Genomic DNA, 15,565 nt, shown 5'->3' with positions numbered 1-15,565 from the left:
GAGCAAAATTTTTGTGTAATGAGTCAGTCAGCAAAAACGCCTTCTGATCGGCTATTCATCATCCTGATGTGCAGCCAGCACCGGTAAATACCAGCGCTGTGCCGCCTCAGTTATCTGCTGTAGTTGTGGCTCATCCAGCACCCGGCAAAGACGTTGCAGATAGGGATCGCTGCCTTCACCCTCAACCTGATAGCTGCCTGACCAGGCCGTCAGCAGGCGATTACGCGCCTTAAGCTGGGTTGCCTCATCGGTCAGTAACTGCTGACTTTTTTTGTCGTAGCTGGCGGTCAGCCATGCGCCGCCACTTTTGTTAAGCAGCATCAGCGGCTGACGCATACCCGCGAGATACCCCGTGACATACTCATTCAGCGCAGCAATCGCCTCTGCCTGCGGCACGGCAAGGAAGCACCAGCGGCTCTGCTGCCGGCCAAACATCCGGCTGCTGCCGGTGCCGCCCAGCGCGCAGTAGACCAGATGTTCCAGCCAGAGTAGCAGTCCGTCGTTCATGTTGAGTACGCCAGGCCGCCAGCGCAGCAATCCATCACTCTGAACCTGCGTCAGCCACCCGGTTAAGCTGACCTGCTCCAGTTGCAGATTCACTTCCCAGCTCTCGCCGTCGCTGCGCTGGGTGACCACTTCTGCCGCCACTTCCTGCATCTCATCGCGCTGCGCCTGCCAGAACAGCTCACCGAACGCGCCATAAGGCAGATTACCGGCCGCACGATGGTGCGCATAAAGCCGCTGAGTATCCTCGCCTTCGACCAGCGCATTCAGCAACTGCGCGTTGATCTGATAACGCTCAAGGTTGTCGAGCGCAAACGGCTCGCTGTCGGGCAGTTCGTTCTCCTCCAGCCAGAAACTCACGCCAAGCCGCTGGTGGAACCAGGCACGGACCGGATGTCGCCAGAAGCGCAGGAACGCCTCCAGCGTGAGCGCATCAATTAACGGCGCCTCCAGCGGCTGCACAAAATCGGGCTGGGGCTGCCCCGCACCCCGCGCGGCAGGCAACCACTCACGGGCGAAACTTTGCAGTCTGGCAGCAGGCTGGAAGTTTTCGGCAGCAAACGGCATCCGGCTGTGCAGGTGCTGCAGGTGCATCCGCACCCGTTCGGCACTCTCATCCAGTTCAAGATGGCCATCACCGTCCAGATAAAAACTCTGTCCAATGTAATCCAGCAGTTCTGTGACCAGCACCGAGGGGTAGCGTTCCGTATTATCCTGAATCGCCCGGCCGATATAACTGATGTAGAGCTGCTGCTGCGCCGAGATCATCGCCTCCAGGAAGAGATAGCGGTCATCATCGCGGCGACTGCGGTCGCCTTTGCGGGACTGCTGCTGCATCAGATCAAAACCTAACGGCGCTAAGGTCCGTGGATAGACGCCGTCGTTCATGCCCAGCAAACAGACCAGCTGAAAAGGAATGGAGCGCATCGGCATCAGGGTACAGAAGTTAATCTGCCCCGCCAGGAAACGCTGACTGATGCGCTGTTGATCAAGCCGGCTACGCAGATCATCACGCAACAGCGCCACCGGAATCGCCTCTTCAAACCGCGCATCCATGCCATATTCAATCAATTGCTGCCACTGCTCTTCCACCAGCAGCAAGGCGGCCTCGGTTTCTGCATCGGGGCTGAAAAAGGCATTGAGCAGTTCCCGGCACATGGGCAGCCAGGCCGCCAGTTGCCGGGGTTCGGCAAGCAGCTGCCGCCAGTGATTAAGCCGGGAGAGCAGCTCAGCCAGATGTCCCGCCAGCTCCCCCACCAGACCACCCGACTCGTCATAAGGCAGAATTCCTTCCCAGTCACCGTTGTGGCTCTCCATCGCATAACCCAACAGCATACGCTGCAGGCCAAAGCGCCAGGTGTGCTGGCCGGTAACCGGAAGTGACAGGGCTTCTACGCTGGCATCATCCAGCCCCCAGCGTACCCCCGATTCGCTGACCCAGCGCCGCAGTAAACGCAGGCCGCTTTCATCAATGGCGAAGTGGGAAGCCAGCGCCGGGACATCGAGCAGCGCCAGCACATCCTCCGAGACAAAACGGCTGTCCGGCAGTGCCAGCAGATGCAAAAACGCCACAATGGCCGGATGAGCCTGACTGGCACGGCGATCTGAAATCGCAAACGGCAGATAGCGATCGGCAGGTGCATTGGCGAAAACCGCCTGAATAAAAGGGGCGTAGGCGTCGATATCCGCCACCATGACGATGATGTCACGTGCTTTCAGCGTCGGATCGGCCTCCATCATTGCCAGCAGATGATCCTGCAACACTTCAACTTCGCGCTGGGCACTGTGGCAGACCTGCACCGCAATTGATCGATCCTCCGGATCAAGGCAGCGCTTCTGATCGCTGTGTGCCAGTTCCGCCGCATTCAGTCCGATGATGGCGTTATCCTGCAGATTGAGAAGATCGTGCTGCATACAGTGCAGCAGGTTGTCCGGCTCCACATCGACAAAAGCATCGATGTCGTCGTTTGACTCCATCTGGCTCAGCAGAAACAGGTTGTCACGTCCCAGCTTGCCCCATGAGGCGAGCAAAGGATTGGTCAGTTGCTGTTCACCGGCGTCGTTAAACAGCGCCGGTGCCTGCTCTGCATCCCGGAAGAGTCCGCGTGATTCATCAGCACCATGACGTCGGCGCTGACGACTTTGCAGTTTCGCCAGAAACGCATAATCCTGAATATCGCCCCAGTAATCGCGGCAGGGATTGGTGAACAGCAGATGGATGTCGATGTGACGTCCCAGCGCCTGCAACGCCTGCAGATAGACCGGCGGCAGCGCAGAGATGCCACAGATAAAGACCCGTTTGGGCAGATTTTCCGGCGTGCTTTTCGCCTGATCCAGCGTCTGGATAAATCGCGCATAGAGGTTGGCGCGGTGCCATTCAGGCTGGCGCAGGGCCTGGGTATAACTCACCAGATCGCGCCACAGTGCGGCCTGCCAGCGCTGCGCCTCGCCCAGCCCCTCAATGGTTTCGCCGCGCTCCCAGCTGTTGAGCCAGTCGGCACGATAGACCAGATACTGGTCGAACAGATCGGCCACGCGGGAGCTGAGCTGAAACAGTTTACGCTTGTCGCCGTCGTCATGGAGATAGTGGCGCAGAGAGGTAAACTCTTCATGCTTCAGCATCTCCGGCAGCCGGTGCATCAGCTTCCAGCCCATGCTGGCCTTACTGAAAGCACTCTCTACCGGGATATCGGGCAGTACGCGGACGAACATCTCCCAGATAAAACTGGCGGGCAGCGGAAATTCGATATTAGCAGCAATACCAAAGGTTTGCGCCAGCTCCATCTGCAGCCACTGCGCCATACCCGGACTCTGCACCAGCACCATTTCTGAGGCGAAAGGATCATCAAGAGGGTCATGTTTAATCACCGCAGCCGCCAGAATCTTCAGCACATCAAGCTGATTTGAGTGATAAACGTGAAACATGAAAACTCCTGTGATAACTCAGAACGTGACTGCGGTATTGCGGCTCTGTCACTTTACCGCGTATCGCGGTTGAAACCCATCAAAAGGGCGACCGGGGAGAGTTAACATCGCAGCCGCGTCAGGGTGGCACTGCGCTGATAAGGCCCCGTCACGTCAGCCCGATCCAGTGTGCAACCTGAAGGGCCGCTCTGCTGTTGCAGTATTGAGGTCCAGCCGGGACTCTCATGTCCCATCAGTTGCTGCTCAGCCACCCGCCATGCCTCACGCTGATACCACTGCTGGCTGAATCCCAGTGCCAGTGCGCGATGATAGTGCAACAGCGTGCTGCTGCTTAATGCCATTAACAGCAGAGCAAACAACACTTCCGGCAGGCTGAATCCACCGCGCTTACTGGCTGGTGGCCGGGGGCGTAAGCGGGCAGTAGTCAATCCAGCCTTGCGGCAACGCGGTAATCTGATTGCCCCGTAACCGCACCCACTGCCAGACTGCCATGCCACTGCCGCTGGCCTCCCCTTTAAGCAGACCTTCATCCTTTTCACCTCGTTGTAAACAGCTGCGCCAGCCCTGGCGATCATCCTGCTGACAGCTGGTCGCCTCACTGGCTGACCAGCTCAGGGAGAAGCCCCATTGCAGCGCAGACTGCGCCCGCCAGAAATCCTGAATAAACTGCTGCTCATCCGCCAGCAGTCGCATTCCCTGCTCAGACATCTTACGGCTGGCATGCAGCGTAAAGCTGCCAATGACCATAATCATCAACACCATGCCCAGAGCGCTGCTGCCTCGCTGCTTCACAGGTTCTCTGCCTCAATCCAGCTCTCCATCGTTTCAAGCCAGCGTCCGGCCCGTCCCTGCAGCACTAATCTGACCTGCGTGCCCTGCTGGCTGACGCTGAACTGCTCCAGCGTCATAAACGCGGGGTCGGAGAGCCGCTCCCAGCCCGCTGACTGACACTGGTCAACACCTCGCTGCATCTCAAGCTGCTGTTGTCGCAGGCGATAACCGTAATAGTCACTCTCTGCATGGCTCACCCCTTCCCATTTACCGTTGCTGTTCTCATCCCAGCGCAGCAGCAGGCAGTTCTCTCTGATTTGCAGCGCCCCACTGCCACACTCACCGTGACAATAACCGGCACGCCGCACCGCTTTTTCCAGTGTCGCCATCATCTGCTGTAACTCCTGACGCAGCTGCGCCCGTTGCATCACGCCGGCGTTCTCTGCCAGCAGCAGCGGCAGAAAACGGCCAGCACTTAACATCACGACGGCGCTGATTGCTAAGGCGATCAGCATCTCCAGCAGGCTGAATCCGGCCATTTTCAACGGCACGTCTCCTCATCCGTCATGCAGAGGCGAATACGGGCTCTTGCCGAGATAATCAGCCGCATTCGTCCGGTGCTGTTACCCAACTCAATGCTGCCCGCCCGGGCCACATTACGTCGGCCATAGAAGCCCGGTTCACCCCGGATGTCATAGAGCGCAACGCCAGCGTGCGGCGCTACGAATTGCAGCCGTTTTCGGCTATCACAGCCTGCAACGGGGCGGCTTCCGGCACCGATGCACCAGGGATCGCCAGGCCGTGACCATAAAACCAGATCGCTATTTTGCCGGTTGGCCTGGGCACGCAGCCGAAGCAGGAATCCCTGCAGTTGCTGAGCGCTGTCGCGCAGTTGCTGCCGCTGTTGCCAGCGCTGCCAGCCATGCAGCGCGGCAACGCTCAGCATGCCGGCAATCACCATCACCAGCAGCAGTTCCGGCAGGGTAAAACCGCGTAAGTGTGCTGTTTTCATAGCGTCAGAGTGCGGGTGATGAACAGATGAAACAAGGCGCGGTTTGGCAGGCTGGAAAGTACGTCGCAGAGAATCTTCCCCAACAGCATGAATTGGCAGAAGCGTGCGAGCGTTGCCGCAGATTTACCGGTTTGCGGGCAAAAAAAAGCCCCGGCGATGAAGCCAGGGCGTTATCTTTTATCGCGAATCAGATGGCGACAGGGGCTTTGATCGCGGGATGCGGATCGTAGCCTTCAATCTCAAAATCTTCGAACTGATAGTCAAACAACGACGCCGGTTTGCGTTTGATAACAAGTGATGGCAGCGGACGCGGTTCGCGGGTCAGCTGCAGGCGCGCCTGCTCCAGATGGTTACTGTAGAGGTGGGTATCACCGCCGGTCCAGACAAAGTCGCCCACCTGCAGATCGCATTGCTGCGCCACCATATGTACCAGCAACGCATAGCTGGCGATGTTAAACGGCAGGCCCAGGAAGATGTCGCACGAGCGCTGATAGAGCTGGCAGGAGAGTTTGCCGTCCGCCACGTAGAACTGGAAGAACGCGTGGCAAGGAGCCAGCGCCATCTCGCTCAGCTCGCCGACGTTCCAGGCAGAAACGATAATCCGGCGTGAGTCGGGATCGCGCTTCAGCTGCTCCATCACCTGGCTTAGCTGGTCAATCTCCTGGCCGCTGGCCGTTCCCCAGCTGCGCCACTGTTTGCCATACACCGGGCCGAGATCGCCATTCTCATCCGCCCACTCATCCCAGATGGAGACGTTGTTATCTTTGAGATAACCGATGTTGGTATCACCTTTCAGAAACCACAGCAGCTCATGAATAATCGAGCGGATATGACATTTCTTGGTGGTGACCAGCGGAAAACCATCCTGCAGATTGAAACGCATCTGGTGACCAAAAATTGAAAGCGTACCGGTGCCGGTACGGTCAGCTTTTGGCGTGCCTTCGTGCAGCACATGTTGCATTAAATCCAGATACTGTTTCATTTTTCCTCGCGAAATTGTGGCTGCGGGCGACGACGATACGCCCAGATCATCATAATAATACCGGCAATAATCATTGGCACAGAGAGGATCTGTCCCATACTGATTCCGCCTTCAAACAGGCCAAGCTGGGCATCCGGCTGGCGGAAGAACTCAACGATAATACGGAAGGCGCCATAGCCAATCAGGAACAGGCCTGAGACGCTGCCCATCGGGCGTGGCTTACGAATAAACAGATTCAGGATGATAAACAGCACTATTCCTTCCAGCGCCAGTTCATAGAGCTGCGAAGCATGACGCGGCAGCACGCCGTAGGTGTTGAGCAGCGCCTGGTATTGCGGATTGGTGGCAGCAAGCGCGACATCTTCGCTGCGGGAGCCAGGGAACAGCATGGCATAGCGGAAGCCCGGATCGACACGGCCCCAGAGCTCACCGTTAATGAAGTTGCCGAGACGACCGGCACCCAGGCCGAACGGGATCAGCGGCGCGATGAAATCAGCCACCTGGAAGAAATTACGTCGGGTGCGGCGGGCAAAGACCAGCATGACGACAATCACCCCGATGAGGCCACCGTGGAACGACATGCCGCCATCCCAGACTTTGAACAGATAGAGTGGATTTTCCAGGAACAGCGGTAAGTTGTAGAACAGCACATAGCCGATGCGTCCACCCAGGAAGACCCCCAGGAAACCGGCATAAAGCAGGTTCTCCACTTCCTCTTTTTTCCAGCCGCTGCCCGGCTGATTGGCGCGGCGGACAGCCAGCCACATGGCGAAAACAAAGCCTACCAGATACATCAGACCGTACCAGTGAAGCGAAACCGGTCCAATGGAGAAGATCACCGGATCGAACTGCGGAAATGCAATATAGCCGTTATTCATCATTCACCGTCTATTTTTCAACCCTGAAAAGGGGCGTTGTCAGGCACATAAATTAAGGCTGCGCATCATAGCACAGCCGGTTTTGTGAATTGTCCCGCAAATGTAAACGCGGATAACGCCCAGAGTCTGACTCGTCAGGCGTACATTGTTGCAGCCAGACTGGTCACGGACAGCGCGCAACAACCGGAGCGTACACATAGTACGTGAGGATTACTCGCTGTGCTCGCCCCTTCAGGGCCGCCCTGACGGGCGTTCAGGTTGCTAAAGCAGCCTGTGTGAGCACTGCCCAGGGCCAGAATGGCAAATAAAATAGCCTGAAGTAGCGTTTAGCGACCGCCGCGGATTAATCCACCCAGCCCGCGACGCTCCATAAAGGTCGAGACCAGATGACGAACCTCAGTGGCGGTATGAGCATTCATCCCCTGCTCGCTGAGCTGCTGTGCTTCTTCGTGATCCAGATGGCGCAGCAGGTATTTCACCCGTGGTACGTTTTTGCCGTTCATGCTGAGATGGTGATACCCCAGCCCGACCAGCAGCGCCACGCACATTGGATCGCCGGCCATTTCACCACACAGGCACAATTCCAGATTGGCCAGACGGGCTTCCTGCGCAATCGTATTCAGTGCACGCAGCATCGCCGGATGCAGCGAGTCGTAGAGATTGGCCACGCGGGTGTTGTTGCGATCCACCGCCAGCAGATACTGGGTCAGATCGTTGGTGCCAACCGAGACAAAATCGACCCGCGACGCCAGATGCGGGATCATAAACAGCATCGACGGCACTTCAATCATGATGCCGATGCGCGGCGCGGGGATCGTATAGCCCAGCATCTCTTCGACTTCGCGTCCTGCGCGATCGATCAGCTTTTTCGCTTCGTCGATCTCATCGATATGGCTGATCATCGGCAGCAGAATACTGAGGTTGCCGGATGCGGCGTTAGCACGCAGCATCGCACGCACCTGCACCAGGAAAATTTCCGGCTGGTCAAGCGTCAGGCGGATGCCGCGCCAGCCCAGACAGGGATTCTCTTCACTGATAGGCATGTAGGGTAGCTGTTTATCTGCTCCTACATCCAGGGTACGCAGCGTCACAGGCTTGTTGTGAAACAGCTGTAACATGCCCTGATACTGTGCCACCTGCTCCTCTTCCGACGGGAAGCCGTTCTGCAGCATAAACGGGATTTCGGTGCGGTAGAGACCGATGCCATCCACCCAGTTGCCCAGCGTCTGCTCATGCTCCGGGCTTAAGCCGGCATTCAGCATCACCTGCACGCGCTCGCCGCTTTTCAGCTCACCGGGCTGATCGACCACGCCTTCCGCCATTTTGCTCAGCGCATTCTCTTCGCTAATCAAACGCTGGTACTCCTGCACCAGCACCGGCTCGGGATCGATCAACAGCTCACCGCGATACCCATCGACGATCAGCAAACGTTTGTTGAGCTGATGAGGCTGGATGTCAGCGCCCATGACCGTCGGGATCCCCATCGCGCGCGTCAGAATCGCCGCATGGGAGTTGGCTGCGCCGTCACGCACCACCACGCCCGCCAGCCGCTCATGCGGCAGCTCAGCTAAAGTGGTGGCGGTCAGCTCATCGGCCACCAGCACAAAGCGTTCCGGCCAGGCATTGGTGCCGACCAGCGTATCGTCAAGGTGAAACAGCAGGCGCTGACCCAGCACCCGCAGATCACCTGCGCGTTCACGCAGGTAGGTGTCAGTCAGGCTGGCAAACTGTTCAGCAAACTTCTCGATCACCTGTTTCACTGCCCATTCGGCGACCGATCCGCGTTCGATCTCATCGAACAGATCTTTTTTCAGTCGGGCATCGGTTAACAGGTGAGAGTAAAGGTCGAAAATGGCCGCACTCTCTTTCTGAGCGCTGGCGCTGAAGCGTTTACTGAAGCGACGAAATTCACTGGTGGCTTCGCTCATGGCGAGCGACAGACGCTCACGTTCGCGATGGACATCCAGCGTTGAGGCAGCCGAAACCTGATCGAGCAGTGGCTGCGTCTCATCTACCCAGCCCGGTGCTACCGCCACGCCAGGCGCAGCTGCAATTGCGCGCACCCGCGTCTGCCGGAACTGACCAAATAGTTGAGCCATCTGCGACTGCGACAGCAATGCCGCCATCTGGGTGGCAAGGGTGACCAGAAACGACTCTTCGCTTTCATCAAACTGACGGTGCTCGCGCTGCTGCACCACCAGCACGCCCAGTAACTGGCGACGGCTGATAATCGGCACGCCGAGGAAGGAGCGGTAGCGCTCCTCTTTCACTGCGGGGATATATTTAAAGCTGGGATGACTCTGGGCGTCAGCGAGGTTAATCGGTTCGGCCAGACGGCCCACTAAACCGACAATCCCCTCGTCAAACGCCAGGGTCACGGTGCGGCCACGCGGTTTTTTAAGTCCGCGCGTCGCCATCAGGTAGTAGCAGTGACGATCGTGGTCGGCGAGGTAAACGGAACAGACTTCCGTATCCATCGCCAGACAGATCTCATTAACCAGGATGTCGAGTGCTTCATTGAGACGCGGCGCACTCGCCACTTTTTCTACAATTTCGCGCAACTGAGTGAGCATAAAGGGCGTGGCCTATCCTCTCTTACGTCGATGGGCAGGATTATTTCGCTGCCCCGCACTCTCCTGCATAGACATCACCACGCCAGCGAATTCCTTCATCACCCGACGATAAACGTCGCGCTTAAAGGAGACAACCTGACGCACCGGATACCAGAAACTGACCCAGCGCCAGCCATCGAACTCAGGCGTGCTGCTGTGCTGCACATTGATATCCGCGTCATTACACATTAACTGCAGAAGAAACCACTTTTGTTTCTGGCCGATACATACCGGCTTTGTGTCCCAACGCACCAAACGTTTTGGCAACTTGTAACGTAACCAGTTACGGGTAGAAGCAAGTATTCGAACATCTTTCCGGTGTAATCCGACTTCTTCGAACAGTTCGCGATACATCGCCTGTTCTGCGGTTTCACCGGGATTGATGCCTCCCTGAGGAAATTGCCAGGAGTGCTGTCCAAAGCGCCTGGCCCATAACACTTGTCCCTGCCGGTTACAGATTACGATACCAACATTCGGGCGGTAGCCATCATCATCGATCACCGGACTACCTCAAAGCAAAATTTGAATGAGCTGATTGTTTCACACTCCTTACAGGCGGTAAACCACTGGATTCATGGGGGGTTAAGCCATCATCGCCGGGATAACTCACAGAAAATGGCAAAGTTATAAACAATGACCGTGAAAAAGATCGATCTTATTCACCTTTTCTGTGGATAGCTTTGTGCAGAACGCGGGAGTTATCTGAATAACCTTTTCCGTGCGCGCTGAAGAGCCAAAAATAACCAGCAACACATCCGTATGATTTTTAATGATATTAAATCAAAAACCTTACCAGTAAATCTTTTATAAACAGTGAATATTTTCATGGTAACTGACAATTGCTTAAAATATAAGCACACTGCTTTTTATCCACAGATAATCGCTCAGGGTTAGGCCAGAGCGGCGAAATTATGGCCAGATCGTGAAAAGTCAAGGCTGTAAATGGAACCAGTACCACACTCAGACGGTGGTTATCCCATTTTTCTGTGGATAACCGGGCTGGAGATCCTGTTCATTGTTGCGGGTAAGCTGGGATAACCCTGAAGCACCTGGGGCGGCGAGCGTGCAATCCGCTAAAAAAAGCACGATCTATCATGTTATTATCGATCCCTGACGCGGATTATTTATGTGAGAAACGTGACTCACCTGCTGTTGTACAAATTTTAATCATTGCGAGTGTTCACCATGAGTTACCAGCCAGGACCACCTGAAGATGAAGCCAGCCTGCTGGCACGCGCGCAGGATTTAGCCGGTTTGACCCTGGAAACCCTGGCCGCGCGCGCCGGTCTGCCCATGCCTGCGGATCTCAAACGCGACAAGGGCTGGGTCGGCATGCTGCTGGAGTGGCATCTTGGTGCCAGCGCAGGCAGCAAAGCGGAGCAGGACTTTGCCCATCTGGGTATCGAACTGAAAACTATCCCGATTGATGCGCAGGGTAAGCCGCTGGAAACCACCTTTGTCTGCGTGGCACCTCTGACCGGCAACAGCGGCGTGACCTGGCTCACCAGCCATGTGCGCCACAAGCTGGCGCGGGTATTGTGGATCCCGGTTGAAGGCGGACGTGAGATTCCGCTGCGGGAACGCCGTGTCGGCGCGCCGCTGTTATGGAGCCCCGATGCGGAAGAAGATGAGATGCTGCGGCAGGACTGGGAAGAGCTGATGGATATGATTGTGCTGGGTCGCGTAGAGCAGATTACCGCGCGACATGGTGCCTGGCTGCAAATCCGGCCCAAAGCCGCCAATAGCAAAGCGCTGACAGAAGGAATCGGCGATCAGGGCCAGCCAATCATGACGCTGCCGCGCGGTTTCTACCTGAAGAAAAGCTTCACCGGGCCCCTGCTGGCGCGTCATTTTCTCCTCTGAACGTCGCCACCCGCGTTGATGTGTCGCAATTTTATGGGAGATCGGCGAATTGAATGCGTATAATCGCCGTTTACTTTTCGTTTAGGATTAAATGTCGGTATGTTTGAGTGGATTTCCGATCCCAACGCCTGGCTGGCGCTGGGCACCCTGACCATCCTTGAGGTGGTGCTGGGTATTGATAACATCATTTTCCTGTCGCTGGTGGTTGCTAAACTGCCAAAACACCAGCAAGCCAGCGCACGTCGCATTGGTCTGATGGGCGCGATGCTAATGCGTCTTGGCCTGCTGGCTTCTATCGCGTGGGTAGCCCGTCTGACTAACCCGCTCTTTACGCTGATGGATCATGCGTTCTCGGCGCGCGATCTGATTCTGCTGTTCGGCGGACTGTTCCTGCTGTGGAAATCGAGCATGGAGATCCATGAAACGATCGAAGGCAGCGAAGGCGAACACAACACCCGCGTCCATTCCTTCCTGGGTGCGATTGTACAGATCATGATGCTCGACATTATTTTCAGCCTCGACTCGGTGATCACGGCCATCGGCCTCTCCGATCATCTGTTCATTATGATGGCGGCGGTGGTTATTGCCGTGCTGATGATGATGTTCGCTGCGCGCGCGATCGGTGAGTTTGTTGACCGCCATCCGTCAGTGAAAATGCTGGCTCTCTCTTTCCTGATTCTGGTCGGTTTCACCCTGATCCTGGAGAGTTTTGCGGTCCACGTACCAAAAGGTTACATTTATTTCGCTATGTTCTTCTCAATGGCGGTTGAGTGTCTTAACCTGATGCGCAGTAAGAAAAAGCACGCCTGATAAAGTCAAGGGCGAGCCTGCTCGCCCGGTTATTTTCAGATTCATACGATTAACCCTGCCGGCAAAACCATTTATTACTACACTGTTTGCACTTGACCATTTGTGAGGATTAGGCGTGATGAAAGGGTTGGCAGGAGTAGCACTGGTGATGGTAACCGCCGCATTCTTAAGTGGATGCAGTTCTGATTATGTCATGGCGACCAAAGATGGCCGGATGATCATGACCGAAGGCAAGCCGAGCATTGATAAAGAGACCGGCCTGGTGGAGTACACTGACCAGACGGGTCATATGGTGCAGATTAACAGCGATGAGGTTTCTACGATCATTGAACGTTAAGTGCCCGATTTAATCACCTGCCACCGATTCCCGACTGGCAGGTGATTTCCCCGACTTTTCCCCCTTCCTTCCCCGCCATTGCTCGCGCTATAGTCCCTGAGGACACAACATTCCATTCCATAAAGAAAAGGAAGCTGGCAATGCACTATCATCGTATTCCCCACAGCACGCTGGAAGTGAGTCAGCTGGGGTTGGGCACCATGACGTTTGGCGAACAGAACAGCGAAGCCGACGCCCATGCTCAACTGGATTTAGCTATCCGTTCCGGCATCAACTTTATTGATACTGCCGAGATGTATCCGGTGCCCCCGCGTCCGGAAACCCAGGGTCTGACCGAACAATATATTGGCAGCTGGCTTAAACAGCGCGGCAGCCGCGACAAAATCATTCTTGCCAGTAAAGTGGCAGGGCCTTCACGTGGCAATGATGCGTCGATTCGCCCGGATATGGCGCTGGACCGTAAAAACATCCGCGCAGCACTCGATGCCAGCCTGAAACGCCTGAATACTGACTACCTTGACCTCTACCAGCTGCACTGGCCACAGCGTCAGACCAACTATTTTGGCAAGCTCGGCTATCAGTACAGCGAAACCACTGCTCAGGTGACGCTGCTGGAGACGCTGGAAGCGCTGACCGAACAGGTGCGCGCTGGTAAGATCCGCTATATCGGGGTGTCGAACGAAACCGCGTGGGGCGTGATGCGCTATCTGCAGCTGGCGGAGAAGCATGAGCTGCCGCGCATTATCAGCATTCAGAATCCCTACAGCCTGCTGAACCGCAGCTTTGAAGTGGGTCTGGCCGAAATCAGCCAGCATGAAGGCGTAGAGCTGCTGGCGTATTCCAGCCTGGCGTTTGGAACGCTGAGCGGTAAATACCTGAATGGCGCGCAGCCTGCGGGCGCACGCAACACGTTGTTCAGCCGCTTTACCCGCTACAGCGGCGAGCAGTCACAAAAGGCGATTGCCGAATATGTGGCACTGGCTCAGCAGCATCAGATTGACCCGTCGCAGATGGCCCTGGCCTATGTGCGTCAGCAGCCGTTTGTGGCCAGCACGCTGCTGGGCGCCACTACGCCTGAACAGTTGCAGATCAATATCGACAGCTTCAATCTGACCTTAAATGCAGAGATCCTGGAAGGCATTGAGGCGATCCACCGTCGTTATACCTATCCGGCTCCCTGAGCGTTCTGTTGCCAGCTGCCGCGATGGCGGCTGGCATCTCTTACAGATCGCGATAATAGAGTTTTACCGGCTTAGCGGGATACTCCAGCGCTTCGCCCTGTGGCAGCCAGCCATAACGTTCGTAGTAGCCCCCAAACGTTGACCATAACCACAGCCGTGGATAGCCCTGCGCCTGCGCATAGGCAATGACGTGCTGCTGCAGTGCTTCACTGACACCTTTGCCGCGCACCGACTCATCAATATAGAGCGCCGCCAGCCAGGGGAAAAGATCCTGACGGCTGATCAGGTCGCAGCGCCAGAATCCCACCGTGCCGACTGCCCTGCCCGCTTCCACGGCAACGAAAGTCACCGGAAAATCAGCACCGATAAGGCTGCTGTTCACCACACTGGCAAAGAACGCCCGGCTGGTGGCTTCACCAAATGCGCGCCACTGCCAGTCGATGATCTGATCGGCAAATTGGGGGGCATCGCTGAGCGATACAATCTCAATCACATCAGTTTCCCCTGAAAGATCGGGACTGAATCAAACAGGTAGCCATCAAAGTCAGGCGCATCGGCGTCGGAAAGCTCCAGCAGCGTATTCTTGACGTTCTCAAGGTGCTGCCAGGTAGATTGCCAGGCCCCCATCACATCACGCCGACGCAACGCAGCCAGGATTGTCTGGTGATCGCCGAGCCACTTCAGGCGATAGGCGCGGGTTTCAAACTGCGGGCGCAGCTGCTGCCAGAGCGGGCTACTGTCATGATGTCGCCAGATGCTGGTGACGGTATCGAGCAGCATCTGATTCTGACTGGCACCCGCCAGCAGCAGATGAAACAACTTGTCGTTGTCCTGACTGCTGTCGTTGGCGGCGATAGCACGCTGCTCCTGTTCCAGCGTTCGGCGCAGATTTTCGATGTCCGCTTTGGTCGCCATTTTTGCGGCAAAGGCTGCAATATTGCTCTCCAGCAACTGACGTGCCTGTAGCATTTCAAACGGGCCAACGTCGCTGCGGAAGAAGGCCTCTTCTTCATCATCACTGGCGGAAGGAATACGCATCACATAGACGCCGGAGCTCTGGCGGATATCCACCGTACCTTCCAGCTCCAGCATCAATAATGCCTCGCGCACGATGGTCCGGCTGACGCCCCAGGTTTCAGCCAGCTGACGTTCAGGCGGCAGGCGCGATCCCACCGGATAGTGCCCGTCACAGATCTGCTGACGCAGGTGCTGACCAATTTCCTGATACTGCTTTTTTTCTTGCGGCGCTTCGGCTTTGTCCACACTGTCACCCTTTGCAATCAATGCGCTAACGGCATTGCCGCGGTTCCCTGCGCGACAATGCCCGCGAACCGGAGAGGCTGGCTCGCAAACTGGGGCTCAGTGTATCAAAGCCAGCGCCTGATCGAGTACCTTTGCACCATTCAGCGTGCCGTAAGCAACCGTATCGATCACCGCGATGGGCAACTGATAGCTGTCGGTGAGTTTTCTGTTCTCCTCCAGTTTGAAGCGCACCTGTGGCCCGAGCAGCACGACCACCACCTCGTTGCCGTAGTTTTGCAGCTCTTCACGCAGGTTTTGCTCCGGAATGGCGTAGATCTGAAATGCCAGTCCGCGCGCGGCAGCCTCCTTTTCCATCCGCGTCACCACCATTGAGGTCGACATGCCCGCAGCACAGGCCAGAACAATTCGTTTCATGCTCGTTTCCTCG

16 protein-coding genes are annotated in these 15,565 nt (G+C 56.4%); 4 read left to right on the top strand and 12 right to left on the bottom strand.

Going from position 1 to position 15,565, the window contains the following annotated elements; all coding sequences use genetic code 11:
- Window positions 1-51: 51 nt before the first annotated feature.
- The 9 genes from recC to rppH form a co-directional block, all read right to left on the bottom strand.
- Window positions 52-3,429, bottom strand: coding sequence for an exodeoxyribonuclease V subunit gamma (recC, locus tag ACK13D_RS09150; protein WP_418796208.1), 3,378 nt, complete (start codon window positions 3,427-3,429; stop codon window positions 52-54).
- Between the two features lie 101 nt (window positions 3,430-3,530).
- Entirely contained in the window at window positions 3,531-3,857 is a 327-nt protein-coding gene (locus tag ACK13D_RS09145; protein ID WP_244641243.1) for a prepilin-type N-terminal cleavage/methylation domain-containing protein, read from the bottom strand.
- The gene (locus tag ACK13D_RS09140; protein WP_418796206.1) at window positions 3,817-4,221 is read right to left on the bottom strand and encodes a DUF2509 family protein; all 405 of its coding nucleotides are present in this window, start codon (window positions 4,219-4,221) and stop codon (window positions 3,817-3,819) included. Before ACK13D_RS09140 ends, ACK13D_RS09145 begins: the two co-directional genes overlap by 41 nt.
- The gene (locus ACK13D_RS09135) at window positions 4,218-4,745 is read right to left on the bottom strand and encodes a prepilin peptidase-dependent protein (RefSeq protein WP_187501498.1); all 528 of its coding nucleotides are present in this window, start codon (window positions 4,743-4,745) and stop codon (window positions 4,218-4,220) included. The genes ACK13D_RS09140 and ACK13D_RS09135 overlap by 4 nt, the downstream gene beginning before the upstream one ends.
- Window positions 4,742-5,212 (bottom strand): prepilin-type N-terminal cleavage/methylation domain-containing protein, encoded by a 471-nt coding sequence (locus ACK13D_RS09130; RefSeq protein WP_115758843.1) that lies wholly within the window; start codon window positions 5,210-5,212, stop codon window positions 4,742-4,744. The genes ACK13D_RS09135 and ACK13D_RS09130 overlap by 4 nt, the downstream gene beginning before the upstream one ends.
- A gap of 187 nt (window positions 5,213-5,399) precedes the next feature.
- Window positions 5,400-6,194: a thymidylate synthase gene (thyA, locus tag ACK13D_RS09125; RefSeq protein WP_033772525.1), complete on the bottom strand. Its 795-nt coding sequence runs from the start codon at window positions 6,192-6,194 to the stop codon at window positions 5,400-5,402.
- A complete protein-coding gene (lgt, locus tag ACK13D_RS09120) occupies window positions 6,191-7,072 on the bottom strand; it encodes a prolipoprotein diacylglyceryl transferase (protein WP_010671040.1) in 882 nt (293 codons plus the stop codon). The genes thyA and lgt overlap by 4 nt, the downstream gene beginning before the upstream one ends.
- 326 nt (window positions 7,073-7,398) lie before the next feature.
- Complete coding sequence (ptsP, locus tag ACK13D_RS09115; RefSeq protein ID WP_010248647.1) at window positions 7,399-9,645, bottom strand: phosphoenolpyruvate--protein phosphotransferase; 2,247 nt, start codon at window positions 9,643-9,645, stop codon at window positions 7,399-7,401.
- Window positions 9,646-9,657: 12 nt separating this feature from the next.
- Window positions 9,658-10,185, bottom strand: coding sequence for an RNA pyrophosphohydrolase (rppH, locus tag ACK13D_RS09110; protein ID WP_009087042.1), 528 nt, complete (start codon window positions 10,183-10,185; stop codon window positions 9,658-9,660).
- Window positions 10,186-10,869: 684 nt separating this feature from the next.
- On the opposite strand from rppH, the gene mutH reads away from it, so the two are divergent.
- The 4 genes from mutH (at window position 10,870) to ACK13D_RS09090 (ending at window position 13,875) form a co-directional block, all read left to right on the top strand.
- Window positions 10,870-11,547, top strand: a complete 678-nt coding sequence (gene mutH / locus ACK13D_RS09105; RefSeq protein ID WP_010248652.1) for a DNA mismatch repair endonuclease MutH — start codon at window positions 10,870-10,872, stop codon at window positions 11,545-11,547.
- A 99-nt stretch (window positions 11,548-11,646) separates the two neighbouring features.
- The gene (locus tag ACK13D_RS09100; protein ID WP_010248654.1) at window positions 11,647-12,357 is read left to right on the top strand and encodes a TerC family protein; all 711 of its coding nucleotides are present in this window, start codon (window positions 11,647-11,649) and stop codon (window positions 12,355-12,357) included.
- Window positions 12,358-12,475: 118 nt separating this feature from the next.
- Window positions 12,476-12,694, top strand: coding sequence for a YgdI/YgdR family lipoprotein (locus ACK13D_RS09095; protein WP_003853956.1), 219 nt, complete (start codon window positions 12,476-12,478; stop codon window positions 12,692-12,694).
- A 140-nt stretch (window positions 12,695-12,834) separates the two neighbouring features.
- Complete coding sequence (locus tag ACK13D_RS09090; protein ID WP_010248659.1) at window positions 12,835-13,875, top strand: NADP(H)-dependent aldo-keto reductase; 1,041 nt, start codon at window positions 12,835-12,837, stop codon at window positions 13,873-13,875.
- Window positions 13,876-13,915: 40 nt separating this feature from the next.
- On the opposite strand, the gene ACK13D_RS09085 is transcribed toward ACK13D_RS09090, so the two are convergent.
- The 3 genes from ACK13D_RS09085 to ACK13D_RS09075 form a co-directional block, all read right to left on the bottom strand.
- Window positions 13,916-14,368, bottom strand: a complete 453-nt coding sequence (locus tag ACK13D_RS09085; RefSeq protein ID WP_022623821.1) for a GNAT family N-acetyltransferase — start codon at window positions 14,366-14,368, stop codon at window positions 13,916-13,918.
- Entirely contained in the window at window positions 14,365-15,138 is a 774-nt protein-coding gene (locus ACK13D_RS09080; RefSeq protein WP_010248663.1) for an FCD domain-containing protein, read from the bottom strand. The genes ACK13D_RS09085 and ACK13D_RS09080 overlap by 4 nt, the downstream gene beginning before the upstream one ends.
- Window positions 15,139-15,234: 96 nt before the next feature.
- Window positions 15,235-15,552, bottom strand: a complete 318-nt coding sequence (locus ACK13D_RS09075; protein WP_010248665.1) for a PTS sugar transporter subunit IIB — start codon at window positions 15,550-15,552, stop codon at window positions 15,235-15,237.
- Window positions 15,553-15,565 lie beyond the last annotated feature (13 nt).

The organism is Pantoea sp. K16 (assembly GCF_048452805.1).
Lineage (GTDB): Bacteria > Pseudomonadota > Gammaproteobacteria > Enterobacterales > Enterobacteriaceae > Pantoea > Pantoea agglomerans.
The sequence above is the reverse complement of the archived record's forward strand: the minus strand, read 5'-3'. Positions and strand labels throughout refer to the sequence as shown.